The sequence below is a fragment of the Achromobacter pulmonis genome (genome assembly GCF_902859765.1).
Taxonomy (GTDB): domain Bacteria; phylum Pseudomonadota; class Gammaproteobacteria; order Burkholderiales; family Burkholderiaceae_B; genus Achromobacter; species Achromobacter pulmonis.
Genome location: NZ_CADIJV010000001.1, coordinates 186,661 through 210,418 on the forward strand (window position 1 = coordinate 186,661; position 23,758 = coordinate 210,418).

Consider the following 23,758-nt stretch of genomic DNA (forward strand, 5'->3'; position numbering starts at 1 on the left):
AATCCCCAGGGGCCCGCCGTTGTCCTCTGAGTCTGCGCTTTCCGAATCCGAAGATCCGCGGCAGGTCCGCCAGGAGCGCATCGCCGCTTTCCGCGCCGGGGTCCACGCCATCGTGCCCGCCCTGATCGCCACCGCCACCTGGGGGCTGGTGACCGGCGTGGCCATGGTCAAGTCGGGCCTGACCGAATCCATGGCATTGGCCATGACCCTGCTGCTGTACGCCGGATCGGCGCAGCTCACGTCCCTGCCACTGATCGCCACCGGCGCGCCGCTCTGGCTGGTCTTTGCCGCCGGTTGCGTGGTGAATCTGCGCTTCCTGATCTTCGGCGCGGCGTTGCAACCCTATTTCCGCCACCTGTCCTGGCCCAAGCGGCTGGGGCTGGGCTACTTCACCACCGACATGGGCTTCGTGCTGTTCATGCCGCGCTTCGGTGACGCCGCCGAGCGCGGCACCCGCGAACAACTGTGGTATTTCCTCGGCACCATTGCGCCGGGCTGGTTGGTCTGGCAGACCTCGTCGATCATCGGCATCTACCTGGGGACCATGGTGCCGTCGGCCTGGTCGCTGGATTTCGCGGCGGTGCTGGCGCTGTTGGCCATTACGGTGCCGCTGGCCAATTCCAAACCCATGCTGGTGTCGATGCTGGCCGCGGGCGTGGTCGCCTGGACCGGCCAGGTGCTGCCGCTGCGCCTGGGCCTGGCGGCCGCGGTCATCGCGGGCGTGGTGGCCGGCATGTGGGCCGAACGCTTCTTCAAGGCGCGCACATGACATTCTGGCCGTCCGAAATCTACGTCTATTCGGCGATTCTGCTGCTGGCGCTGTGCAGTGTGCTGACGCGCGCCGGCTTCATGCTGTTCGGCGACTACATCCCGCTGCCCGATGGGGTGCGCCGCGCGCTGCGCTATGCGCCCGCCGCCGCGCTCACCGCCATCGTGGTGCCCGACCTGCTGCCCTGGAAGGCCGGGCTGGGCCCGCTGTTCGACTACAAGCTGGTGGCTGGCATCGTCGCCATTCTGGTGTTTCTGCGCACCCGCAGCGCGGTGCTGGTCATCGTGGTCGGCATGCTGGTGCTGTGGGGGCTGCGCTGGCTGGCGGGTTGAGGCCGGTCAGCCGAGCGCCGCGGCGGCTTCCATTTCGGATTTCAGCCCGCTGAGGAAATAGCGTTTCAGGATCAGCCTGGGCAGCAGGCGTAAGGCCGTATTGCGCAGGCCAAAGGCGAATGCCGAGGCCGGCACGTAGACGGGCGCCAGCTTGCGGCTGCGCTGCTGCAGGCTGTCGATCACCGGGCGCAGCCGCCGCTCATGGGCCGCCAGGGCCTGTTCGATCGGCAGCCTGCCCAGTTCCTGCGCCAGCACGTAGGCGCCGGCCAATGCCATCCCCGCGCCCTGGCCAGAAATCAGGGACAGACTATGGGCGGCGTCGCCGGCCAGCAGGATGCGGCCCTGATGCCAGCGCGGCAGCTCGACCAGCGCCAGGTCATCCATGACGATCGGCGTGTCGGCGGACAGTGTGTCCAGCTGCCGGCCCACTTCCGCGTGGGTGGTGCGCGCCAGTTCCCGCAGCAGGCCCAGCCGCCGCGGCGCCTCGACCCAGCCGGTCTCGTGGCTGCGCCAGACGTGCAGGGCTGCTTTGCGGCCGCCGCCCAGCCCGTGATATTCGACCTGATGGCCCGGCGCGGCATAGGACACGAAGTCGCGCGCCATGCCGGTGTCGTCGTCGACGTCATAGGCCGCATAACGGTAGCCCAGCGGCGATGGCGCCGCCGCTTCGGCGCCGAAGACCTGGGCGCGCAGGGGCGAGCGCACGCCATCGGCGCCGATCAGCAGATCGGCGCGCAATTGGGACCCATCCGACAATGTCACGTCCACGCCATGGGCATCCTGGCTACAGCCCGCCACCGTGGTGGCCAGCCGGATCTCGGCGTGGTCGCGCACGGCGGCGTGCAGCACCTGCACGAGATCGGTGCGGCGCAGGGTGATCCAGTCCAGTTGCCGCAGCAGTTCGCGATAGCGGATCCGCATCACCTCGCGGCCGCGGCGGTCGCGATAGACGTTCTCGCCGATTTCGCGCTCCACGGCGCGCAGGGCGGGCACCAGTTCCATGCGGCGGGCGGTCAGCAGGCCGGGGCCGGACAGGCCCATCATGTAGCCGCCATCGCGCAGATGCGGCGCGCGTTCGGCCACCACGGCGCGCCAGCCCTGCCGGGCCAGCCACCAGGCGCAGGCCAGCCCGGCGACGCCGGCGCCCGCAATGACGACGGTGCGTTCAGACATGTTCATTCTCCAGAAGACGAGGGCGGCGCGGCGCGCCGCATCAGGACGAAAAGGGCGGGCAGGCCGGCCGCGCCCAGGACGGCGGCGATGCCGAAGCAGGCGCCATAGCCCAGGTGCTGCGCCAGCCAGCCGGCGGCCAGGCCGCCGACCATGGCGACCAGCGCGTCGGCGCACTGGAACAGCGTGAAATCGACGCCGGCCTGGGCCGGCGAGGCCTGCCCCATGAGAAAGGCGTACAGCGCGACGAAACCGGTGGCGGCCGTGGCCGCCTTGAGCAGCGCCAGCGCCACCAGCCAGCCGGGGCCGGCGGCCGGCAACCCCAGGCCGGGCGCGGCGACGCCGGCCACGAACAGGATCAGCGCGGCCGCCTGCAGGGCCATGGCCGCGACCACCGCGCGCGGCGCCCGCCAGCGTTGCAGCGCCAGCGCTCCCAGCAAGGTGCCCGCCAGTCCCGCGACGACCGCGCCGGCGCCGTTGATCCAGCCCACCGAGGCCAGCGGCACGCCGCGGTCCAGCAACAGCGGCGAGGTCATGCCGGCGGCGAGCCGCGAGCCGACCTGGAACACCACGGTGATGAGCAGGCCAAGCCGCACGCCTGGCCGGCCCAGCGCGTGCGCCAGGCTGGGGCGGTGCGCAGGCGCATCGGCCGCGCGGGCCGGCTCGCGCAGCCCGGCGAACGGCAGGGTCAGCAGCAGCACCAGCAGGCCCATCACGGCGGCCGCCACGCGCCAGCCATGGCTGTCCGCCAGCACCACGAACAGCCCCGCCCCCAGGAACATGCCCAAATAGCTGGAACCGACCTGGGTCGCATTGCCCCAGCCGCGCCGGCGCGCCGCCAGTTGCTCGACCGCGAAGGCGTCGCCGGCAATGTCGACGGTGGCCGCGGTGAGGGAGATCAGGCCAAGCACGGCCAGCAGCACGGGCAGGGTCGGCTGGCCCAGGATGGCCAGCAGGAACAGCAACGCGGCCAGCAGCCATTGGCCCGGCAGCACGATGCGCCGGGTGCGCCGCCGCGCCTGGCCCTGGGGCAGGCGATAGCGCTCGATCCACGGCGCCCACAGGAATTTCAGGGCCCACGGCAGGAAGGCCAGATAGGCCAGGCCCACCTGGCCCAGCGGCGCGCCACTGTCGCGCAGCAGCGCCGGCACGCCCTGGAAGGCGATGCCGCTGACCAGGCTCTGGACCATGCAGATGCCGCCGATGGCGGCAATGACCCGCGCGGTCGGCAGACGCGCGGGGGAGGCGTTCGGCATCGCGTCGGGTCCCGGCGTCAGTATTCGAAGGCGACGTTCAGGCCCACGGTGCGGCCGGGATCGACCTGCGCGTAGCTGCCGCGCGCGCCGCCGCCAAAGGCGTAGGTGCGGTAGCGCCGGTCGGTCAGGTTGTTGACGTACAGCGTGGCCTCGACCTGCGGCCGGATGCGCCATGCCAGGCTCAGGTCGACCAGCGTGTAGGCGTCCTGGCGCAGGCTGTTGCCGATGTCGAAGAACTGCGCGCCGATCCGGCGCACGGTCAGGGCCGGCGAGAGGCGGCCGATGCCCGCGTCGAAGTGGCCGCGGGCGCTGGCGTTCAGGCCGTAGCCCGGCGAGAACGGCACGCGGTTGCCGTCGCAGCCGGGGCAGACCGCATCGCTGTTGAAACTGCGGAACGTGGTGTGGTTTAGAAAACCGTCCAGCCCCAGTGTCCATTGCGACGTCACGTCCCAGCTCAGGTCGAACTCGACGCCGGTCGAGCGCGTATTGCCGACGTTCTCGATGTGCTGATAGCCGATCTGGTCGCTGACATAGAGTTGCGCATCGCGGATGTCGGTGCGGTACAGCGCGGCCCCGCCGCGCAACGTATCGCCGTCAAAGCGCGCGCCCGCTTCGTAGCTGACGCCGCGTTCCTTGCCGAAGGGACGCGCATCGGCCGGGTTGGACGGCGCCAGGTTGTAGCCGCCGGGCTTGTAGCCTTGCGCCGCATTGGCGTACACGCGCCATTCGGGCGACAGGCGGTAGCCGGCGGACAGCTTGCCGAGCACCGTGCTGCCCGACGTCGTGCCCGCGCCGCCGAAGGGGTCCTGGCCGTAGGTCACGCCATTGAGCGTCGAGCCGTCGTAGCGGGTGGATGCCTTGTCGCGGGAATAACGCAGGCCGGCCGACAGATCGAGCGCGTGGGTGGCGTGCCAGGTGGCGTCGCCATAGAGGGCGATTGATTCGCTGGTGTTGCGGGAGCCGGCCGTGAATGCGTCGATTTGCATCCCGGGCATCTGCATCTGGCTGAGCGCGGAACGCGACTGCGTGACCCGCTGGCGGTACAGGCCCACGACGCCGTCGACCGCGTGCGTGCCGGTGGTCGACAGGCGCAGTTCCTGCATCTGCTGGCGCCAGCGCTCGGGCTGGCTGGTGTAGGTCGGCCCGAGGGTGAAGTGGCGGTCGTAGTGCAACTGCTGCCAGGCGGCCACCGCATTCAGGCGCCAGCCATCGAAATCGTAGCGGCCGGTCAGCGCCTGGCTGCCGCTGCAGCGCTTCTGGTAGGGATCGGCCAGCGACGCAGGCATGTCCGGGGAAATCGCGGCTTGCCGGCTGCCGGGATCGTCGAAGGGCACGTAGACGTCCTGGCTGCCGCGGGTGCATTCGCCGCTGACCGCCAGGCCCATTTCCCAGGGGCTGCCGGCCGGCGCCAACCGCAGACGCGCCGCGCCCGCGTTGGCCGAGGTGCCGCCGACATGGCTGGCGCCGGTGACCGGGTTGTCGAGCCGGCCGGGGGCGTCGTTGACCGCGGCGGCCACCGAGCCGTACAGCAGGTTGTCGACCAGCGGCCCGCCGCCGCTGGCCTTGAACAGGTAACCGTCGCGGCTGGCGACGCCGGCGGCGGCGCGGAAGTAGGGATCGTTGTCCGGTTGCCGCGACACGATGTTCAACACGCCGCCCATCGCGCTCTTGCCATACAGCGTGCCTTGCGGGCCTTTCAGCAGTTCCACGCGTTCGACGTCGGTCAGCAGCTGTGAGGCGAAGGTGGGCAACTGCGGCACGCCGTCCACGTAGACGGTGAGCGCGGGGTTGTAGAAGTCCTGGGCCGACGTGATGCCGCGCACCGAAATGACGGGGAACAGGAACGACCCGCTGCTGGACATCTGTACGCCCGGCAGCACGCGCGACAGTTGCAGGGTGCTGTCGACCTGCGCGGCGTGCAGGGTGTCGGCCGGCACCACCACGGCGGCGCCATTGAAATCGCGCAGCGCCTGTTCCTGCTTGCTCGCGGTGACGGTGATGGGGGCCAGCTCGCTGACGGACTGGGACTGCGCGGCGGCGGGAACGGCCAGGGCGCACAGGGCGGCCGTCAGCGCGGTGTGGCGGAAGGGGAGCGAAAGTGTCATGTCGTCAAAGCGGGATTTCAGTAGAATTATTAATGAGAATTATTGTTATTGGTATCGGGGCGCACTAACGGTTTCCGTACCCGCACTGTTCAATTCGGGGTCTAAATTTGGATTTCGCCACTGGCGCGCTGGCGCCCGCGACCGACTGGCCGGGACACCGTTGCGGCCACCCCTTGCTGCCCGCCGCGCCGATTCCCGCTGCATGGGCGGCGCTGTCACGGGTGGAGGCGTTCGACGAAGACCTGACCCTGTCGGTCTGGAACGGCGCGCCGGAAGTCGGCCTGGACGTCGCCGCCGAGGGCCCGCCCATGTTCTGCATCGCCGTCTTCCTGGAAGGCCGGGCCTGCATGTCGATCGACGGCGGGGTGCCGCTGAACGTCGGCTCCGGCATGGCCGTGGTGCAGACGGGCGAACGCGGGGCGCGGGGCCGTTTCCAGATGCCGGGCGGGCAAGCCGTCCGCCTGGTGGACATCCGTTATTCATCCGCCGGGCTGTTACGCGCCGGGGGCCGGCCGCTGGCGGCCCTGCGCGGCGCGTTCGTGCTGGATCACAGCGTGCCGGCGGCCGGTTCGTTGATGGCCGGCTTTCCGGCGCCGCCCGGCCTGCTGCGGTTGGCCGCCGACGTCCTGGACTGCCGCCACGAAGACGCCACCGCGCGCCGGCTGTACATGCGCGCCAAGGCGCTCGAGGCCCTGGCCATCGTGCTGGAAACCATGAGCGGCGCGGCCGGAGAGACGCCGGTGGCGGCCCGCGAGCGGCGCCAGCTGGCGCAGGCCCGGCGCCTGATCGAGGCCCGCTATGGCGAGGAATGGACGGTGCTGCGCCTGGCGCGCGAGGTTGGCCTGAGCGAGAAAAAGCTCAAGGCGGGCTTTCGCCAGGTGGCCGGACGCTCCGTCCACGCCTACCTGAAGGCGGTGCGGCTGGATGCCGCAGCGTCCATGCTGGAGGCGGGATACCGGGTCACCGATGCCGCGCTGGCCACCGGATTCGGCAACCTCAGCCATTTCAGCAAGAGCTTCCGCCAGGCCAAAGGAGTCGCCCCCCGGCACTGGCTTGACCGCCCCGGCGCCCGGCTGCGCTAAAATCAAGTTATCCACAGCAATCCGGGCCTGGTACTGCCCTCATAAGTATCGAAACCAGAATGCGCCACCTGGCCAGCAAGGCAGGGTGCTGATTACCCGCGATGCGCATGCGTCTCGAGGTGGTTCGCACATGGCCGCGCGAGCGTGGCGCGCGTTCCGGTTGTCCCGATGCATATGCAGTGCAGTGCTCGCAGCTCTCTCGTTTTGTTCTTTTTCACTGGTCCCGGTACTTGCCTAACCCTGATGACTGAATCCACTCAATCCGCAGCACCCACCGCCGCAGCAGCGGCGCCCACGCCCACGTTTTCCGACTTCGGGCTGCATCCCCTGCTGTTGCAATCGATCGCCGAAACCGGCTACACCACGCCCACCCCGATCCAGGCGCAGGCCATTCCCGTCGTGGTCGAAGGGCGCGATGTCATGGGCGCGGCCCAGACCGGCACCGGCAAGACGGCGGCGTTCACGCTGCCAATCCTGCACCGCCTGATGCCGCTGGCCAACACCAGCGCCTCGCCCGCGCGCCATCCGGTGCGCGCGCTGATCCTGACGCCCACGCGCGAGCTGGCCGACCAGGTATACGAAAGCGTCAAGCGCTACAGCAAGCAGACGCCGCTGCGTTCCGCGGTGGTGTTCGGCGGCGTCGATATCGGTCCGCAGAAAGAAGCGCTGCGTCGCGGGTGCGAAGTGCTGGTGGCCACGCCCGGCCGCCTGCTGGACCACGTCGAGCAGAAGAACGTGAATCTGAGCCAAGTCGGCATCCTGGTGCTGGACGAAGCCGACCGCATGCTGGACATGGGCTTCCTGCCCGACCTGGAACGCATCATCCGGCTGCTGCCCGCGCAGCGCCAGGGCCTGCTGTTCTCGGCCACCTTCAGCAACGAAATCCGCAAGCTCGGCCGTTCGTACCTGAACCATCCGGTGGAAATCGAAGTCGCGGCGCGCAACGCCACGGCCAACACCATCACGCAGATCGCCTACAAGATGAGCGGCGACCAGAAGCGCGCGGCGGTGGTGCACCTGGTGAAGTCGCGCGGCCTGAATCAGGTCATCGTGTTCTCGAACACCAAGATCGGCACGGCGCGCCTGGCGCGCGAACTCGAGCGCGACGGCGTCAAGGCCGAATCGATCCACGGCGACAAGACCCAGGCCGACCGCATGAAAGCGCTCGAGGCCTTCAAGGCCGGCGAACTCGAAGTGCTGGTGGCCACCGACGTGGCGGCGCGCGGCCTGGACGTGGCCGGCGTGCCTTGCGTCATCAACTACGACCTGCCGTACAACGCTGAAGACTACGTGCACCGCATCGGCCGCACGGGCCGCGCCGGCGCCTCGGGCGAGGCCATCGCGCTGTTCACCGCCGATGAAGAGCGTTTCCTGCTGGACATCGAGAAGCTGATCAAGCGCGAAGTGCCGCGCGGTACCCTGGAACTGCCGGCCGATCTGGTCGCCCGCAGCCACGGCCGGCGCGAAGAGCGCGGCCCGTCGTCGCGCGATGGCGGCCGCGAGCGTGGCCGTTCGTCGGATCGCCGCTCGGGCGGTGGCACGACGCGCCAACCGGTGGATGATTTCTTCCTCAAGCCCTACGAGCCTTCGGCAGCGTCGGCCCAGGTCGAAGAGCAGGCGCCGCGCCAGAATGGCAATTCGTCTGCGCCCAAGCGCCAACTGGCCGTGCTGTTGGGCGGCAGCCGCAAGTAGCGGGCACGCCTGCGTGGTGGCATCGTTGATGTCATCCACGACCATGAAAAAAGCGCCAGGCACGGCGCTTTTTTTGCGGCTGGAGGCCTCAGGCGGCGAGGAGCCGGGGTAGATCCGGCAGCGCTGTCGTCACGGGCGCGCTGTGCTCGTCCAGGCTGTCGAGCAAGCGTTCGAGATGGCCGATGTGGGGCAGCATGGGGCCATAGAAGACGACCCGCCCGCCGATCTGGACCAGCAGGGTGGGGAAGTTCTCGACGTCGACTTCGCCCAGCAGCTCGGCGTGGTCTTCGATGTCGATCCAGGTGAATACATGCTGGGGCCGGGCGCTGGACAGCGCCCGCAGCTTGGGTTTGTATTCTTCGCAGGTGTCACACCACGCGGCGCAGAAGCAAGCGACCAGCCAGGCTTGCGGCGAGGCGGCCAGTTGTGCCCGCAGGGCGGTGAGATCGGAGCCGGGTACCAGTAATGTCATACGAGCGCGGGAAAGCAGGTTTGACTATCATACCCGGGATGATCACCCGCCATTCCTGCCTACATGCCTGTCCTGCGTCCTGACTCCGAATCCACCGGCACCAGCCGCTTCGCTCGCAGCACCGGGGGCGTGGCGCAGGCCTTCAAGCGCGCCCTGGTGTCGCAGTGCCACCCGACGATGCTGTTTGCGCTGCTGCTGCCCTTCCTGATTGCGCTGCTCGGCGCGCTACTGCTGTTCTGGCTGTTCTGGACACCGCTCACCGACTGGCTGGCCGCTCAGGCATCGCATTGGGACTTCATCAACCGCACCGACGAATGGTTGCTGGCGATGGGCTTGTTCTCGCTCAAGCTCTATCTGGTGCCGTTGGTCGCGGTATCGATCCTGTTGCCGCTGTCGGGTGTGCTGGGCCTGGCGATCGCAGCGGTGTTCGTCATGCCGCTGGTGCTGCGCCACGTGAGCCAGCGCGAATACGCGAGCCTGCGTCATCAGGGCAAACTGGCCACCGCCGTCAGTGTCTGGAACGCGGTCTGGGTGTCGGGCGCGTTCGTGCTTGGCTGGCTGTTCACCCTGCCGCTCTGGCTGGTGCCGCCCATGGCCCTGGTGCTGCCGGTCTTCTGGTGGACGTTCGCCTTCTCGCGCATGATGCGGGTCGACGCCATCGTCGAGCATGCCAGCCCCACCGAACGCAAACTGATCCTCGAACGCCACAATGGCGGGTTCTGGATCATCGGCCTGATCTGTGCCCTGCTCAACCTGTTGCCACCGGCCTGGATCGTCCTGCCGGTGTTTTCGGCGCTGGTCTATGCGCACTATGGACTGGACGCACTCCAGCGCCTGCGCCAGGAACGCACCATCGATGTCGCCTGAGGCGGTATCGCGCTCATTCAATCCCACTCTCTGGAACCGGACATGGCAGCAGAACCCGCCTCCCGCCGCATCGGCCTCATCATCGTCGGCGACGAAATCCTCTCTGGCCGCCGGCAGGACAAGCACTTTTCCAAGGTGGTCGAATTGCTTGGCGCCCGCGGCATGCAGCTGGGATGGGCGCAATTCCTGCCGGATGACCGCGACACCCTGGTGGACGCCTATCGGCGCAGCTTCGCCAGTGGCGACGTGGTGTTCTCTTGCGGCGGCATCGGTGGCACGCCCGACGACCACACCCGGCAGGCCGCGGCCGCCGCCCTGGGACGGGCGCTGGCCTTGCACCCCGAGGCCGAGCAGGCGATCGCGTTGCGCACGGCCGAGATGGCGGCCAAGGGGCAGGGCACGGCCGACATGAGTGCGCCCGAGAACCAGCAGCGGCTGCAGATGGGCATGTTCCCCGAGGGCTCCGAGATCGTGCCGAACCCGTACAACCGCATCCCCGGGTTCTTCATCCAGGATCACACATTCGTGCCGGGATTTCCCGTGATGGCGTGGCCGATGCTCGAGTGGACGCTCGATACACGCTATCGTGCGTTGCAGCATATCCGTCGTCACGCCGAGCATTCCTTCCTGGTGTTCGGCATGCCCGAGTCGCGCATCACGCCGGCCATGCAAACCGTGGAAACGCGCTGGCCGGGTGTGCGGGCCTTCAGCCTGCCCAGCGTGGGCGAGGCCGGCGGCACGCCGCATATCGACCTGGGCGTGAAGGGCGAACCCGAGGGGGCGGCCGAGGCTTTGGCCTTCTTGCGGGCGGAAGTGCTGCGCCTGGGAGGCAAGCTGGCGCCGCCGGGAATCTGATGGATAGGCATGGCCCTGGTCAAGCGCCTCGGCAGTCCGATGGGCAAAAAAACGATTGCCAAATGGCCCGGTAAATTTCACAATACGGGAAAGAACTGTTTGCTGCGTTGCCGCAAGTAAGGTCTCTTTCGGCGGCGCGGCGCTAGCCACTGTTGGTCCCATGTCCCGTCCTTCTTTCACTCGCAATGCCCAGGAAGCCGAAACCGATGGCGCCGCGGGCAGTCCCATCGCCATCCAGGTCATCGAGCGCGCCATGCGCCTGCTCGACGCGCTGGCCGCGCAGCCTGATCCCGTCACGCTCAAGGAATTGTCCGCGACCACGGGCCTGCACGCGTCCACCGCGCACCGCATCCTGAATGACCTGGTGGTGGGGCGCTACGTCGAGCGGGTGGACAATGGCCTCTACCAGCTAGGCATGCGCCTGCTGGAGCTGGGGTCGCTCGTCAAGGGACGGCTCAATGTGCGCGAAGCGGCGATCGCCGCGATGCGCTCGCTGCACAAGCTGACCGGCCAGACCATTAACCTGTCGGTGCAGCAGGGTGATGAAATCGTCTATATCGACCGGGCCTGGAGCGAGCGCTCGGGCATGCAGGTGGTGCGCGCCATCGGGGGCCGTGCGCCATTGCATCTGACCTCCACCGGCAAGCTGTTCCTGTCCACTGCCGATACGCGTCAGGTGCGCGCGTACGCCTTGCGCACGGGCCTGGCCGGGCATACCCGCAACAGCCTGACCGATCTCGACCGGCTCGAGCGCGAGCTGGCGCTGGTGCGCCGCCATGGCTACGCGCGCGACAACGAGGAACTGGAGCTTGGGGTGCGATGCATCGCCGCCGGTATTTTCGATGACACCGGCAAACTGGTGGCGGGTCTGTCGATCTCGGCGCCGGCGGAACGTCTGCAGGACGACTGGATCAAGGCCCTGGTCGATACCGCCGCGAGTATTTCCGAGGCGCTCGGCTATGAACCCTCGGTGTCCAGCGGTTTCAACGGATTGGGCATGGCGGCGGAAGCCCTGCGCCCCTGAGGCGCGCCGGGCGTCCATCCTGCCGAAGGACACGACAGGCCCCGCCAGGGCGGGGCCTGGTCAGGTTACTGCGGTTCGACGCCGGCTTTCTTGAACAGCTCGGCCCACTGCGGCACTTGCTGCTTGACCTTGGCCTCCAGGGCCTGGGGATTGGCGTCGGCGGTCAGCACCGTGGCGCCCAGCTGTTTCATGCGTTCCTGGAACTTCGGATCCGCAAGGCCAGCCTGCAGGCTCTTGACCAGCTTGTCGACCACCGGCTTGGGCGTGCCCTTCGGCACCCACATGCCATGCCAGATGCCGACCTCGAAGCCCTTGTAGCCGGATTCGTCCATGGTCGGGAGCTTCGGCAGGGTGGGCACGCGCTTGAGGCTGGTGACGGCATAGGCCTTGACCTTGCCGCCGTCGATCTGTTGCGTGGTGTTGGTGGTCTGGTCGCAAAGCATGTCGACCTGCTTGCCCAGCAGGTCGTTCATGGCGGGGGCCGTGCCCTTGTAGGGAATGGTCAGCAGCTGCACGCCCAGCGCTTCGACCAGCATGGTGCCGCACAGGTGGCTGGCGGCCCCGATGCCGGCGTTGGCCAGCGAAACCTTGTCCTTGTTCTTTTTGACGTACTCGGCCAGTTCCTGGATGGTGTTGGGCGGGAAGTCGGCGCGCGCGATGATGGTCATGGGCACATCGACGACCAGGCCGATCGGCTCGAAGCTCTTGTAGGGGTCGTATCCCGGATTCTTGTACAGCGAGGGCGCGGTCGAGAAGCCGGCATGCATCAGCAGCACCGAATAGCCGTCGGGCTGCGAACGGGCCACCTGCGTGGTGCCGATCGTGCCGCCCGCGCCGCCCTTGTTTTCGACCACGACGGTCTGGCCCAGCGAGTGCCGCATGGCTTCAGCCAGCGAACGCGCGACGTTGTCCGTCGGGCCGCCTGCGGCGAACGGCACCACCATGTTGATGGGGCGTTCCGGGAATTCCGCGTGGGCGGCGCCGGCCGCGAGCATGGCGCTGGCCGCGAGCAGGGCCGATAGCGTGCGGGGGATGAGGGTCATGAAGTCTCCAATTGCAGGGTTTTGCTTGCTGCGATGTGTTTTTGACCGCTGACTTATTGTTTGTATTTGTCTGTCATCAGCGTGCAAGCAGTGTAGAAAAGAATTGATACGCCGTCATGTCCGGTATTTCCCGGATCCTGGGAAATCCTTGTCCTGGATCAAACCCGGTCCGGGGCTTGCACTGTTAATGTGCAAATAGTTGTTGCGTTGCACCAATATTGCTTGACAACGATTTTCAGGCCCGTAGAATGTCAATTGTGCAGTGCATCAAACGGGCCGGCGGTAGCTTGTAGTACCAGTTTCCGCGCACGTTCCTTATTTCGTCGCAGACACCATCCTTACCTGCCGGACAGCCTCCGGCGACCCCTAAAAGGAGCAATTCTATGAGCGCTATCCCGCAACAAGTCCTGGACCGTCAAAAAGCCGGCATCAATACTTTCGTGGCCGCCCAGTCGGCCGTGTTCGCCGGTTTCGAAAAACTGGTCGAGCTGAACCTGAAGGTCGTGCGCGCCACCCTGGACGAAGTCGCCCAGAAGTCGCAACAAGCCGCTGAAGTGAAGGACCCGCAGGAAGCCGCGGCGTTCGCCTCCGGCCTGCTGCAGCCGGGCGCCGAAAAGGCCCTGGCCTACACCAAGCACGTGTACGACATCGTTGCCGGCGTGCAAGGCAACCTGGTCAAGCTGACCGAAGAACAAATCGCCGAAGGCCAACAGCAACTGAGCGACGCCGTCGAGCAGTTCTCGAAGAACGCCCCCACGGGTTCGGAAAGCGCCGTCGCCCTGATCAAGTCGTCGCTGGCCACCGCCAACAGCGCCTACGATTCGCTGACCAAGGCCGCCAAGCAGGCCGCTGAAGTCGCCGAATCCAACATGAATGCCGCCGCCAACGCGACCTTCAAGGCCGCGACGGATGCCGCCGACGCCGCCACCAAGGTCGCCAGCCGCAGCCGTCGCAGCGCCTGAGTATTCGCGCGCGCAGGGCTGCGCAAATCGCAGTTATGTAGTACTGTTGAGTGACAGAGCAGAGCTGGAATTAGGGCCACCCTTCGGGTGGCCTCTTTTTTTGCCTGTTCCTGCGCGGCGCGTCCGGCCGGCGGCAGGGGGCTGCCCGGGCTGCAAAGGCCCGCCAGGCGGTCTTCGCGGCCAAGTATCCCGGCCCTTCGGGCGGCAGGGGGCGATCAGGCCCGGCGGGCCACCGCCCGCACGCATTCCCCCACCAGGGCGGGGCCGCGGTAGATCAAGCCCGTGTACAGCTGCACCGCGTCGGCGCCGGCCTCGATCTTTTCGCGGGCCTGCCGGCCCGATAGCACGCCGCCCACGCCGATGATCGCCAGGCTGTCGCCCAATTGCTGCCTGAGGCGGCGGATCACCGCCAGCGACAGCTCATGCACCGGCGCGCCGGACAGGCCGCCGGCCTCGTCGGCGTGCGCCATGCCCGTGACGGCCTCGCGCGACAGCGTGGTGTTGGTGGCGATGACGCCGTCGATGCCGTGGCGCGGCAGGGCCTCGGCGATCGCATCGATCTGCTCGGTTGTCAGGTCCGGGGCGATCTTCACCGCCATCGGCACGCGGCGCTGGTACTGGTCTTCGAGCGCATGGCGTTTGTCCGCCAGTTGCGCCAGCAGCGCCGACAGTTCATCGCCGCCCTGCAGCGCGCGCAGGTTCTTGGTGTTGGGCGACGAGATGTTCACCGTCACGTAGTCGGCATGCGGATAGACACCCGCCAGGCCGATCAGGTAGTCGTCGGCCGCGCGCTCGATCGGCGTGTCGGCGTTCTTGCCGATGTTCAGCCCCAGGATGCCGCCCTGCTTGCGCCATTGGCTGCGTTGCACGTTGGCCAGGAACGCGTCCAGCCCCTGGTTGTTGAAGCCCAGGCGGTTGATCAGCGCATTGGCCCGCGGCAGGCGGAACATGCGGGGCTTGGGGTTGCCCGGCTGCGCGCGGGGTGTCACCGTGCCGACCTCGATGAAGCCAAATCCCAGATTGCCCAGCGCGTCGATATAGGCGCCGTTCTTGTCCAGTCCGGCCGCCAGCCCGATGGGGTTGGCCAACTGCATTCCCATCAGCCTGCATGGCGCCTTCGGCTGCGCGTGCAGCAGCTTGCGCGTGGCGCCGCAATCATAGGCCCGCTGCAACCCCGACAGGGTGACTTCGTGGGCGGTTTCCGCGTCCATGGCGAACAGCGCCGGGCGGGCCAGGGGATAGGCGTGGAAGAGGATCGACATGGAGCGGGATTGTAAAGGGTCTGGGCCCCGACATCCGCGGCGACGCGCTGGCGCGCTTCAGGCGGGGCCCGGGGTGGGCGCAGGACGTTCGCCCCAGGTGCCGTCCATCAGGTATTGAGCCGGGTGGAAGCTGGCCTTGTACGACATCTTGCGGCTGTCCTCGATCCAGTAGCCCAGATAGAGCCAGGGCAGGTTGAGGGTGCGGCACTGCTCGATCTGCCACAGGATGCTGTAGGTGCCCAGGCTGCCCGGCACGTCGGGATCGTAGAAGGTATAGACGGACGACAGGCCATCGTCGAGCACGTCGATGATCGAGACCATCATCAGCACGCCGTCCGGATCGCGGAATTCCACCAGGCGGGTATTGACGCGGCTGGTCAGCAGGAATTGCGCGTACTGGGTGCGGCTGTCCTCGTCCATGCCGCCGCCCGGATGGCGGCCCTGCTGGTAGCGGGTGTAGAGCCGGTAGTGTTCGGGAGACCAGGCCAACTCGGCCACGAATGACTGCAGGTCGCGGTGCTCGCGCCAGGCGCGGCGCTGGCTGCGATTGGGGGCGAAGCCGGCGGTGTCGACGCGCACCGGCACACAGGCGCGGCAGTTGTCGCAGTGCGGTCGATAGGTGAACAGCCCGCTGCGGCGAAAACCCTGTTCGACCAGTTGCGAATAGGTGCCGGCATTGATCAGGTGGCCGGGCGCGGCAACCTGCGACCGCGCTTGGCGATCCGGCAGGTAACTGCAGGGATACGGCGCGGTTGCGTAGAACTGCAGCGTGGAGAAGGGGAGTTCTTTTAGCTGGCTCATGTGGCGTCCCGGCCAGTGCGTGACGGAGACAGGTACATATTAACGCCTAACCTGCGATCACATGTGGACCGGGACATCCTCTTGGGGAGGCGTCAGGTTCGCGCCGCCGTCAGCGGCGTCAGCCGGCCGCTGCTGTCGAGCCAGCCCGGTGCCCAGGCAAGGGGGGGCTCGGCGCAGGCGGCGCGGACATGCGCCAGGAAGTGCGAGCGCGGCACGGGCCGCGCGCCCAGGCTGGCAAGATGGCGTGTCTGCTGCTGGCAGTCGATCCACTGCACGCCCTGGGTGCTGAGGTAGCGCACCAGGTAGGCCAGCGCGATCTTCGAGGCATTGGGCACCAGCGTGAACATCGATTCACCGAAAAACATGCGGCCCAGGCTGATGCCGTACAGCCCGCCCGCCAGTTCGCCGTCGATCCAGGTTTCGATGCTGTGGACGTAGCCGGCCTGGTGCCAGGCGGCATACGCCTGGCGCATCGCCGCGGTAATCCAGGTGCCCGGCTGGCCGTCACGCGGCGCGGCGCATTGCGCCATCACGGTGCTGAAGACCGTGTCCACCCGCACCTGGACGCGCGGCGCGGCGTCGTGTTTCTGGCGTGCGATCTGGCGCAGCAGCTTGCGCAGTGAGTGCGAGGGCGCGAAGTCCTGGCAGGCCAGCACCATGCGCGGATCGGGACTCCACCACAGGATGGGTTCGCCTTCGGAATACCACGGAAAGATGCCGTTCGAATAGGCCTGGATCAGGCGGGGCGCCGACAGGTCGGCGCCAGCCGCCAGCAGGCCGTCCGGATCGGTCAGGGCGAACTCGGCTGGCGGAAACGGCGTGTCGGCGGCGAGCCAGGGCAGCTTCAACGGTGCGATTCTAGGGTGTAGTGGTGAGGGCCGAATGTGCCGCGCTTGCGGTCCTCGAAGTAGCGTTGCAACGTGGTCGCCACGGTGCGGAACGCCAGGTCGTCCCAGGGAATCTCGGCCTCGTCGTAGAAGCGGGCCTCCAGGCTCTCCGGGCCGGGATCCAGCTCGGGGCCCAGCACCTCGGCCAGGTAGAAGACATGGACTTGCTCGATCTGCGGCACGTCGATGATGGTGTAGATATCGCCCAGCCGGATGCGCGCGCCGGATTCCTCCAGCGTTTCGCGGCCGGCTCCCTGCGCGGTGCTCTCGCCCAGCTCCATGAAGCCGGCCGGCAGCGTCCAGGTGTTGTAGCGCGGCTCGATCGCGCGTCGGCACAGCAGCACGCGGTTGTCCAGCACCGGCACCGTGCCCACCACCAGGCGCGGGTTCTGGTAGTGGATCGCGCCGCAGTGGTCGCAGATGTCGCGCTCGCGGTTGTCGCCCTCGGGCACCCGGCGGTTCACCGGCGAGCCGCACTGGCTGCAGAAGTTGGCACGGCGCGGCGCGGGGAAGTATTCGAGGGGCGATTTGGCGGTCATGGATACGATTCTAACGGCTGCGGCGCCGGCTGGCGCGGCGGGCGGGCGCCATCGGCGTTCCGCTGCCGAAGCGGGCTTCCAAGTGCTCGACAAAGGAGCGCACCTTGGGCGACAGGAAGCGCCGGTGCGGATACGCGGCGTACATGGAAATCGGGGTATGGGTGTAGTCCGGCAGCAGGGCGGTGAGGCGGCCGCTGCGCACGTCCTCGCCCACCAGGAACTCCGGCTGCAGAATCACGCCGTGTCCGGCCAGCGCGGCGGTGCGCAGCACATCGCCATTGTTGGCGCGCAGGGCGGCATTGATCCGCACCAGATGAGTGACGCCGTCCTTCTCGAAATGCCATTCGTTGCCGGTACTGGCGTAGGCGTAGTGCAGGCAGCGGTGCAGCTTCAGGTCTTCGGGGGTGCGCGGCACGCCGTGACGTTCCAGATAGACCGGTGCCGCGCACACCAGCAGTTGCTGCGGCGCCAACGGCCGGGCCACCAACGAGGAATCCTGCAGCGGGCCAATGCGCACGGCGACGTCGTAGCCGTCCTCGACCAGGTCGACCACGCGGTCGTTCAGGTCCAGGTCGATGATCACGTCCGGATAGCGCAGCAGGTATTCGGCGATGGCCGGCCCCAGGTGCAGGATGCCGAACGACACCGGGGCGCTGACGCGCAGGCGGCCGCTGGGCACCTGGCCTTCGGCCTGCAGCGACAGTTCCAGGTCGGCCACTTCGGCCAGGATGGGGCGCACGCGCTCATAGAAGGCGCGACCCGCGTCGGTCATGCTGAGCTTGCGGGTGGTGCGATTCAGCAGCCGCACGCCATACTTTTCTTCCAAGTAGGCGATCTGCCGTGTAACCACGGAACGTGCCTGGCCCATCTTGTCCGCGGCGGCCGCGAACGAGCCCAGTTCGACGACCCGGGCATAGGTCTGCATGGCAGTGTGGGTATCCATGATTGTTTCTTAAAGGGGAACAATAAGTTGCGATTTTGCAGGTTTATCTTTGTTTTTGGAATCGCAAGAATAGCGGCCATGAAGAATCTTCCCGTCCTGGGCGATTCGCTCACGGAGAATGCAATGATCGATACCCGTACCGCGCCGTATGCCGCGCTCCTGCTCCGCCTCGCGCTGGGCGTGATGTTCCTGGCCCACGGCCTGACCAAGTTGCTGGTGTTCACGCTGCCCGGCACCGCGCAGTTCTTCGCCAAGATCGGCTTTGCCGGCTGGTTGGCGTATCCGGTGACCTTCTTTGAGATCGGCGCCGGCGTGCTGTTGATTCTCGGCGTATGGCCGCGCTGGATCGCGGTGATCGCCGCGGTGCAACTGTTCGTGGCGTCGACGGTGCATTTTGGCAATGGCTGGGGTTTCAGCAACCCGGGCGGCGGTTGGGAATACCCGATTTTCCTGGCCGTGGCGGCCGCCGTGCTGGCGCTGCTGGGGGACGGCAAGTACGCGCTGCTCAAGCGCGGTCGCGGCGGCTGAGCGTCTCGCGCATCACGCAGTCCGCAGGAGCGGGCGTCATCGCGGCCGAGGCGTGGCCGCCGCGGGCAGGCAAGGCCCGCCACGCCCCTTCGGTGGGCCTTAGGCCTCAGGGTTGGCCTGGAAGCCCAGCGTGAGGGGCACGGCGCCGCGCTCGAGCAGGCGCAGCGGCGCCGTGCCGTAGATGCCGGGCAGCGTGACATCCAGGGGGCGCGCCGGCGCCAACTGTTCCAGCGACGCCAGCAGCGGCTTGCCGTCCGGCGTGGCCAGCCGCTCCATCAGCGGCGCCAGGTCGCGATCCAGCACGATGCCGCCGCCTTGCGCGGTCATGGCATACAACTGCCCGGTGTCATCCAGCCACCAACTGGCAATCGCGGTTACCGGTTCATCGGTGTGGGTGCGCAGCGCGCGGCCTTCGTCGTCCAGCCGCAGCACATACGGTGCCGCGTCCAGCCGCAGGAACACGCGCTGCGGACCGTTCTGGAAAAACCAGCGGCCCGCGTCGTCGTGTTCGTAGTTGCGGTTGATGAAACCCAGGATCTGCGGATTGGTGATGGGCTCGCCTGCGCCGCCCTGTGCCGCCAGTCCTTGTGGATGCAGGCGCCAGCGGCCGCGCGGATCCAGCGACAGCCAGCCGAACACCGCGGGCACGTCGGGCCAGCGGGCGATGGCGTCTTTGACCGAAGGATCCATGTTCAGGGGCGGATGATGATGGGAGGCGGATTGATGACGATGGCGGGCGCGGGCATGGCCGGCACCAGCACCGGCTGCGGCGCGTAGCCGTAGCGGTAATCATCGCGGCATTTGCGCTTTTCGGTGTATTCGCCGTTGCGCTTCCACTTGCGCTCGACTTTGCACGCACCGTCCCAGTACTTCTCTTTGTACTCGCCGCGGCCATGTCCATGGCGGTGGTGATGTCGATCGGAATCCGCTTCGGCGGCCCAGGGCGCCAGCGCCATCAATGTGGCGGCGGACAGGGCGAGCAGGGAGGGGCGGCCGCGGCGCGATGAGTGATTGTTGTGCATGGAGTCGGCGTCAAATGAAAACGGCGTCACCTTAGCAATCAATCGATTGACCGGGCGTAGGGATGGGTAACGAGATGCAGGGGGGGAGATACTGGAGGCGCAAGCCGGAATCGAACCGACGTACACGGATTTGCAATCCGCTGCATAACCACTCTGCCATTGCGCCAGTACTGCAAGAAAAAAGGAAGCGCGGTATAGGCCGGTGCTTCCTTTTTGTATTTGGAGCGGGAGACGAGTCTCGAACTCGCGACCTCAACCTTGGCAAGGTTGCGCTCTACCAACTGAGCTACTCCCGCGGGGCACTGCGTTTGATGAACCGGGGATCAGATCCCACTAGTCGCTTTTTGAACTAGCCGCTTTTTTGAAAGAGGCCGTGTCCACCAAAGACAGCGATTATACACAGTTTTTAGGACTTGTGCGGGCCTGTCGGCAGGTCTCGCAAAAAAGTCGCCGCAACGATGCGCGGGCCCCGGATTCCCTTGCAATGGGCCGAGAGATTGCGCGGGCAAGGTGCGTGGCATTGATGGCGATGCGGGCATCGAGGCGCAAGGCGGCAAAGCAGAACTGGGGAGGGGAGACGACGGGAATCCGTCGTTGAAGAAAGCGGCGCCGATGATGCCGGGCGATCCGGTCAATAAGACATCCGGCTGGCGGATCCAACGATGCGGCGCGTTCAAGAAAACGGCACATCGGATGGAGCGGGAGACGAGTCTCGAACTCGCGACCTCAACCTTGGCAAGGTTGCGCTCTACCAACTGAGCTACTCCCGCGCGGATACTGCGTACTGCGAAGAGGCGAGAGTATACCTTAATTCGACGCCGGAGCAAGCGGGCGTGCCCGCATCGCGACCCGGGCGGTGTTGCCCAGGCAATATGGCCCAGGCCAAATGCCGATTCATGGCGCTTTTTCATCGGGGCTCCTGGCGGCACCATGAGGGTATGCGGCGATGTCGTCCGCAATCCATTCCACAAAGGTGTACGCAACATGACCCAGCGTTTGAATTATTTCCAGGTCTCCGCCGACCTGTCCAAGCATTACCTCGACTTTAGCGCCGCGCTGAAAAAGAAGGCTGTCATCCGGGAGTTCAATGACCTCGTGACGATCCGCGCCTCGCAGATCAATGGCTGCGGTTTCTGCCTGGACATGCACGTCAAGCAGGCCAGGATCGGCGGTGAGCGTGAGCTGCGCCTGCACCATGTGGCGATCTGGCGTGAATCCCCGCTGTTCAGTCCGCGCGAGCGCGCCGCGCTGGAATGGACCGAGGCGCTCACCACATTGCATCCGCACGGCGTGGCGGACGCGGTGTACCAGCAGGTCCGTAGCCAGTTGTCCGAAGAGGAAATCTCGGATCTGACCTTCCTGGTGGTGGGCATCAACGGCTGGAACCGCCTGAACGTCGCTTTCCGTACCGAGCCAGGTTCCGCCGACGAGGCGTTCGGCCTGGACAAGGCCGGGTTGAAATAGGCGGATTCAAGCGGCGGCGGCGCCTCGCCCGTGGGCGGCGCCGTCGCTACATCAGTTCCAGGATGCGGCGGCCAAGCTGCTCGGCGCGTTCCTGCGACTCGATGTTGGTGAAGCTCATCAGCAGGCCGGCGCCGCATGGCGCGGCGCTCGTCCAGCGCGACAGGGCGTGTGCGTAGATGCCGTGCTCGAGCATGCGCTGCGCCAGCGGGCGATCCGTCTGGTGACCCTGCATCCGCACCAGCAGGTGCATGCCGCCCGGTTGCGGATCGATCGGCATGGCGGGGCCGAATACCTTGGCCAGCCCCGCTGCAGTGGCGTTGCGGCGTTCCGCATAGAGCCGCCGCATGCGTTGGATGTGGCGCGCGAAATGACCCTCCAGCATGAAGGCGCTGACCAGCGCCTGGGTCAGTCCGGGGATGCCATTGCCGAGCACGCGGTTGACATCCTCGAAGCGCCGCACCTGGGCCTCGGGCACCACCAGGTACGCGAGGCGGATGCCGGGAAACATGACCTTGCTGAACGTGCCCGCGTATAGCACGCGGCCTTGCCGGTCCAGGCTCTTGAGCGCCGGCAGCGGCCGGCTGACGTAGCGGTATTCGCCGTCGTAGTCGTCTTCGACGATCCAGCGTTGATGGCGCCCGGCCCACTCCAGCAGCGCCTGGCGCCGCGTCAACGACAGGGTCACGCTCAGCGGGCTTTGGTGGGCGGGTGTCACGATCGCGGCGCTCGCATGCGGCGCCTGCGCGATACCCCGCGACACCATGATGCCCTCGGCATCGACTTCCACCGGCGCCGACGCCAGGCCCGAGTGCTTCAGCAGCTCTCGCGTGGGGGGGTAACCTGGGTCTTCCACCCAGACCTGGTCCCCGGGTTGCAGCAGCGCCTGGATCACCAGGTTCAGGCTTTCGCGATAGCCGGACGTGATGAACACCTGCGCCGGCGTGCAGTGGATGCCGCGCGCGACCTGCAGGTGCGCGGCGATCGCATTGCGCAGCGCGGGCAGGCCATCGGCGGGCGGGTAGGACAGGTCGGCCGCCTGCGTGGCGCGCAGGTGGCGGGCGCCAAGCCGCGCCCAGATCTTGCGCGGAAAGGCATCCAGCGCCGGTAGCCCCATCTGGAACGGCAGCAGCGTCGGCGGCTGGCGCCATGTGTCGGGGTCGGTCTTGGCGGGGGGCGGCGAGGGGCGCGGCGCGGCCTGGGCCTGCAGGCCGGGCGTGACCACGGTGCCGGCCTGGCCGCGCGGCTGCACATAGCCTTCGGCGTGCAGCAGCGAGTAGGCCATCTCGATGGTGCCGCGCGCCACGCCCAGGTCCTTGGCCAATGCGCGCGCGGATGGAATGCGGTCGCCGGGCTTGAGCGTGCCCTGGGCGATGGCGCCGCGGAAGCGCTCATAGACCTGCCGGTACAGCGGATCGTCGTCGGAAGTGGCGGGCGGCAGATTGGCGAGGGAGGCGGGCGTCATGGCCTAGTTAGAAGATCAATTTATGGTTCTTCAAATTATGGCATGGCGTCCTTAGCATCATGCTTGTGCCCGCCCTTGCGGCGGGCGGTTTCTTTCAAGACAGGATCCTCATGAGTCAACCGGACATCCGCCCTATCGAGACCGACGAGGCGCTGCGCGCCTGCTTTCCGGTCATGCGGGAATTGCGCCCGCACCTGGCCGGCGCGCCCGATTTCGTCGAGCGCGTTGCGCGCATGCGCGCCGAACATTACGCCCTGCTGGCGGTGTGGGAGGGCGATGCGCCCGTCGCGCTGGCCGGTTATCGCTTCCAGGAAAACCTGATCTACGGCCGCTTCCTCTACGTCGACGACCTGGTCGTCACCGAACAGAGTCGCGGCACGCGTCATGGCGCCAGCCTGCTGCAGGCGCTTGAGCGGATGGCGCGCGCGGCCGGCTGCGCTAAGCTGGTGCTGGATACTGGGCTGGCCAACGCGCTGGCGCAGCGCTTCTACTTCCGGCAGGGGTTGCTGACCGGCGCGATGCGCTTCAGCAAGGCGCTGGGGGAGCAAGCGGCATGAGCGTCCTGCGTTTGACCTGCAGCCCGCGCGGCACGGAATCGGAAAGCCATCGGCTGTCGCAGTTCATCGTCGATGCCTTGGCGCGTGCCGATATCGAACGCGGCCGCGATGTTATCGAGATCGATGCCAATCTTCTGGCGCACGTGGATGCCGAGTATGCCCGCGCGTTGGGTTCGCCCGCTGACCCCGACGGCGATCCGAGCGGCGCGCTGCGCCAGTCCGATCGACTGATCCAATCCCTGGCCGAGGCCGACTACGTGGTCATCGCCACGCCGATGCACAACTACACGGTGCCGTCGGGGTTGAAAGCGTGGATCGATCATGTGGTGCGGGTGCGCAGCACGTTCAGCGTGACGCGCGAAGGCAAGGTGGGCGTGCTGGCGGACAGGCCGGTCTTCGTGGCGGTGTCGTCCGGCGGCCTGTTCTCCGGAGCCGAGGCGCGCCAGCCGGATTTCCTGACGCCCTACCTGAAGGCGGCGCTTGCCACGATCGGCTTGAAGCGCCTGACGTTCTTCTCGGTGGAGGGCACTGCGATGGGCGGGCTGGCCCTGGAGGCGGCGCGGCTGCGGACCCAGGCGGCGATAGCAGCGTATTTCGCGGGCGCGACGGACGCCGTGGCCGAGGTTGCCATCCAGGCATCCATCCATGCGTCTTCGTAGCCCTG

At 67.2% G+C, this 23,758-nt stretch carries 25 protein-coding genes and 3 tRNA genes; 12 read left to right on the top strand and 16 right to left on the bottom strand.

Features of this window, described 5'->3' with window-relative positions; all coding sequences use genetic code 11:
• The first annotated feature begins 19 nt into the window (after positions 1–19).
• Both HV701_RS00805 and HV701_RS00810 read left to right on the top strand, forming a co-directional pair.
• A complete protein-coding gene (locus HV701_RS00805; RefSeq protein ID WP_175131251.1) occupies positions 20–769 on the top strand; it encodes an AzlC family ABC transporter permease in 750 nt (249 codons plus the stop codon).
• Positions 766–1,101 (top strand): AzlD domain-containing protein, encoded by a 336-nt coding sequence (locus HV701_RS00810; RefSeq protein WP_175131252.1) that lies wholly within the window; start codon positions 766–768, stop codon positions 1,099–1,101. The genes HV701_RS00805 and HV701_RS00810 overlap by 4 nt, the downstream gene beginning before the upstream one ends.
• Before the next feature lie 6 nt (positions 1,102–1,107).
• Here the strand turns inward: HV701_RS00810 and HV701_RS00815 are convergent, their stop codons facing one another.
• From HV701_RS00815 to HV701_RS00825, 3 genes are read right to left on the bottom strand one after another with little or no spacing between them, the layout of a single operon-like run.
• On the bottom strand, positions 1,108–2,274 hold the full coding sequence (locus HV701_RS00815) for an FAD-dependent monooxygenase (protein ID WP_244957850.1): 1,167 nt from the start codon (positions 2,272–2,274) through the stop codon (positions 1,108–1,110).
• Positions 2,275–2,276: 2 nt separating this feature from the next.
• Positions 2,277–3,527, bottom strand: a complete 1,251-nt coding sequence (locus HV701_RS00820) for an MFS transporter (RefSeq protein ID WP_175131254.1) — start codon at positions 3,525–3,527, stop codon at positions 2,277–2,279.
• A gap of 17 nt (positions 3,528–3,544) precedes the next feature.
• Positions 3,545–5,632: a TonB-dependent receptor gene (locus HV701_RS00825; protein WP_175131255.1), complete on the bottom strand. Its 2,088-nt coding sequence runs from the start codon at positions 5,630–5,632 to the stop codon at positions 3,545–3,547.
• Between the two features lie 107 nt (positions 5,633–5,739).
• Here HV701_RS00825 and HV701_RS00830 point away from each other — a divergent pair, with 107 nt between their 5' ends.
• Both HV701_RS00830 and HV701_RS00835 read left to right on the top strand, forming a co-directional pair.
• On the top strand, positions 5,740–6,714 hold the full coding sequence (locus HV701_RS00830) for a helix-turn-helix transcriptional regulator (protein ID WP_244957849.1): 975 nt from the start codon (positions 5,740–5,742) through the stop codon (positions 6,712–6,714).
• Between the two features lie 243 nt (positions 6,715–6,957).
• Positions 6,958–8,406, top strand: a complete 1,449-nt coding sequence (locus HV701_RS00835; RefSeq protein WP_175131256.1) for a DEAD/DEAH box helicase — start codon at positions 6,958–6,960, stop codon at positions 8,404–8,406.
• A gap of 88 nt (positions 8,407–8,494) precedes the next feature.
• On the opposite strand, the gene HV701_RS00840 is transcribed toward HV701_RS00835, so the two are convergent.
• A complete protein-coding gene (locus HV701_RS00840) occupies positions 8,495–8,878 on the bottom strand; it encodes a thioredoxin family protein (protein ID WP_175131257.1) in 384 nt (127 codons plus the stop codon).
• Between the two features lie 63 nt (positions 8,879–8,941).
• Between HV701_RS00840 and HV701_RS00845 the strand changes: the two genes are divergently transcribed.
• From HV701_RS00845 to HV701_RS00855, 3 genes are all read left to right on the top strand, one after another.
• Complete coding sequence (locus tag HV701_RS00845) at positions 8,942–9,745, top strand: EI24 domain-containing protein (protein WP_175131258.1); 804 nt, start codon at positions 8,942–8,944, stop codon at positions 9,743–9,745.
• A gap of 42 nt (positions 9,746–9,787) precedes the next feature.
• Positions 9,788–10,600: a competence/damage-inducible protein A gene (locus HV701_RS00850; protein WP_175131259.1), complete on the top strand. Its 813-nt coding sequence runs from the start codon at positions 9,788–9,790 to the stop codon at positions 10,598–10,600.
• A gap of 160 nt (positions 10,601–10,760) precedes the next feature.
• Complete coding sequence (locus HV701_RS00855) at positions 10,761–11,624, top strand: IclR family transcriptional regulator (RefSeq protein WP_175131260.1); 864 nt, start codon at positions 10,761–10,763, stop codon at positions 11,622–11,624.
• 65 nt (positions 11,625–11,689) lie between these two features.
• On the opposite strand, the gene HV701_RS00860 is transcribed toward HV701_RS00855, so the two are convergent.
• Positions 11,690–12,667: a tripartite tricarboxylate transporter substrate binding protein BugD gene (locus HV701_RS00860; RefSeq protein WP_175131261.1), complete on the bottom strand. Its 978-nt coding sequence runs from the start codon at positions 12,665–12,667 to the stop codon at positions 11,690–11,692.
• A gap of 383 nt (positions 12,668–13,050) precedes the next feature.
• Here HV701_RS00860 and phaP point away from each other — a divergent pair, with 383 nt between their 5' ends.
• Entirely contained in the window at positions 13,051–13,629 is a 579-nt protein-coding gene (gene phaP / locus HV701_RS00865; protein ID WP_175131262.1) for a TIGR01841 family phasin, read from the top strand.
• Positions 13,630–13,844: 215 nt separating this feature from the next.
• Here phaP and HV701_RS00870 read toward each other — a convergent pair whose 3' ends face one another.
• From HV701_RS00870 to HV701_RS00890, 5 genes are all read right to left on the bottom strand, one after another.
• Positions 13,845–14,891: a quinone-dependent dihydroorotate dehydrogenase gene (locus tag HV701_RS00870; protein ID WP_175131263.1), complete on the bottom strand. Its 1,047-nt coding sequence runs from the start codon at positions 14,889–14,891 to the stop codon at positions 13,845–13,847.
• A gap of 57 nt (positions 14,892–14,948) precedes the next feature.
• Entirely contained in the window at positions 14,949–15,692 is a 744-nt protein-coding gene (locus HV701_RS00875) for an arginyltransferase (RefSeq protein ID WP_175131264.1), read from the bottom strand.
• Positions 15,693–15,784: 92 nt separating this feature from the next.
• Positions 15,785–16,540 carry a leucyl/phenylalanyl-tRNA--protein transferase gene (gene aat, locus HV701_RS00880; RefSeq protein WP_175131265.1) on the bottom strand — a complete coding sequence of 252 codons (756 nt, stop codon included), beginning with the start codon at positions 16,538–16,540 and terminating at the stop codon, positions 15,785–15,787.
• Positions 16,537–17,118, bottom strand: coding sequence for an NUDIX hydrolase (locus tag HV701_RS00885; protein WP_175131266.1), 582 nt, complete (start codon positions 17,116–17,118; stop codon positions 16,537–16,539). The genes aat and HV701_RS00885 overlap by 4 nt, the downstream gene beginning before the upstream one ends.
• A gap of 10 nt (positions 17,119–17,128) precedes the next feature.
• A complete protein-coding gene (locus HV701_RS00890; RefSeq protein ID WP_175131267.1) occupies positions 17,129–18,061 on the bottom strand; it encodes a LysR family transcriptional regulator in 933 nt (310 codons plus the stop codon).
• Between the two features lie 123 nt (positions 18,062–18,184).
• On the opposite strand from HV701_RS00890, the gene HV701_RS00895 reads away from it, so the two are divergent.
• Positions 18,185–18,589: a DoxX family protein gene (locus HV701_RS00895; RefSeq protein WP_175131268.1), complete on the top strand. Its 405-nt coding sequence runs from the start codon at positions 18,185–18,187 to the stop codon at positions 18,587–18,589.
• A 99-nt stretch (positions 18,590–18,688) separates the two neighbouring features.
• On the opposite strand, the gene HV701_RS00900 is transcribed toward HV701_RS00895, so the two are convergent.
• The 5 genes from HV701_RS00900 to HV701_RS00920 form a co-directional block, all read right to left on the bottom strand.
• Positions 18,689–19,279: a DUF2946 family protein gene (locus HV701_RS00900; RefSeq protein WP_175131269.1), complete on the bottom strand. Its 591-nt coding sequence runs from the start codon at positions 19,277–19,279 to the stop codon at positions 18,689–18,691.
• A 2-nt stretch (positions 19,280–19,281) separates the two neighbouring features.
• Positions 19,282–19,611, bottom strand: coding sequence for a hypothetical protein (locus tag HV701_RS00905; protein WP_175131270.1), 330 nt, complete (start codon positions 19,609–19,611; stop codon positions 19,282–19,284).
• Positions 19,612–19,703: 92 nt separating this feature from the next.
• Positions 19,704–19,777, bottom strand: a tRNA-Cys gene (locus tag HV701_RS00910).
• A 54-nt stretch (positions 19,778–19,831) separates the two neighbouring features.
• Positions 19,832–19,907, bottom strand: a tRNA-Gly gene (locus HV701_RS00915).
• Between the two features lie 398 nt (positions 19,908–20,305).
• Positions 20,306–20,381: transfer RNA gene (locus tag HV701_RS00920), tRNA-Gly, on the bottom strand.
• Positions 20,382–20,595: 214 nt separating this feature from the next.
• On the opposite strand from HV701_RS00920, the gene HV701_RS00925 reads away from it, so the two are divergent.
• Positions 20,596–21,075, top strand: a complete 480-nt coding sequence (locus HV701_RS00925; RefSeq protein ID WP_175131271.1) for a carboxymuconolactone decarboxylase family protein — start codon at positions 20,596–20,598, stop codon at positions 21,073–21,075.
• Between the two features lie 46 nt (positions 21,076–21,121).
• Here the strand turns inward: HV701_RS00925 and pdxR are convergent, their stop codons facing one another.
• A complete protein-coding gene (gene pdxR / locus HV701_RS00930) occupies positions 21,122–22,537 on the bottom strand; it encodes a MocR-like pyridoxine biosynthesis transcription factor PdxR (protein ID WP_175131272.1) in 1,416 nt (471 codons plus the stop codon).
• A gap of 110 nt (positions 22,538–22,647) precedes the next feature.
• On the opposite strand from pdxR, the gene HV701_RS00935 reads away from it, so the two are divergent.
• Positions 22,648–23,094 (top strand): GNAT family N-acetyltransferase, encoded by a 447-nt coding sequence (locus HV701_RS00935; protein ID WP_175131273.1) that lies wholly within the window; start codon positions 22,648–22,650, stop codon positions 23,092–23,094.
• Positions 23,091–23,753, top strand: a complete 663-nt coding sequence (locus HV701_RS00940) for an FMN-dependent NADH-azoreductase (protein ID WP_175131274.1) — start codon at positions 23,091–23,093, stop codon at positions 23,751–23,753. Before HV701_RS00935 ends, HV701_RS00940 begins: the two co-directional genes overlap by 4 nt.
• The last annotated feature ends 5 nt before the right edge of the window (positions 23,754–23,758 follow it).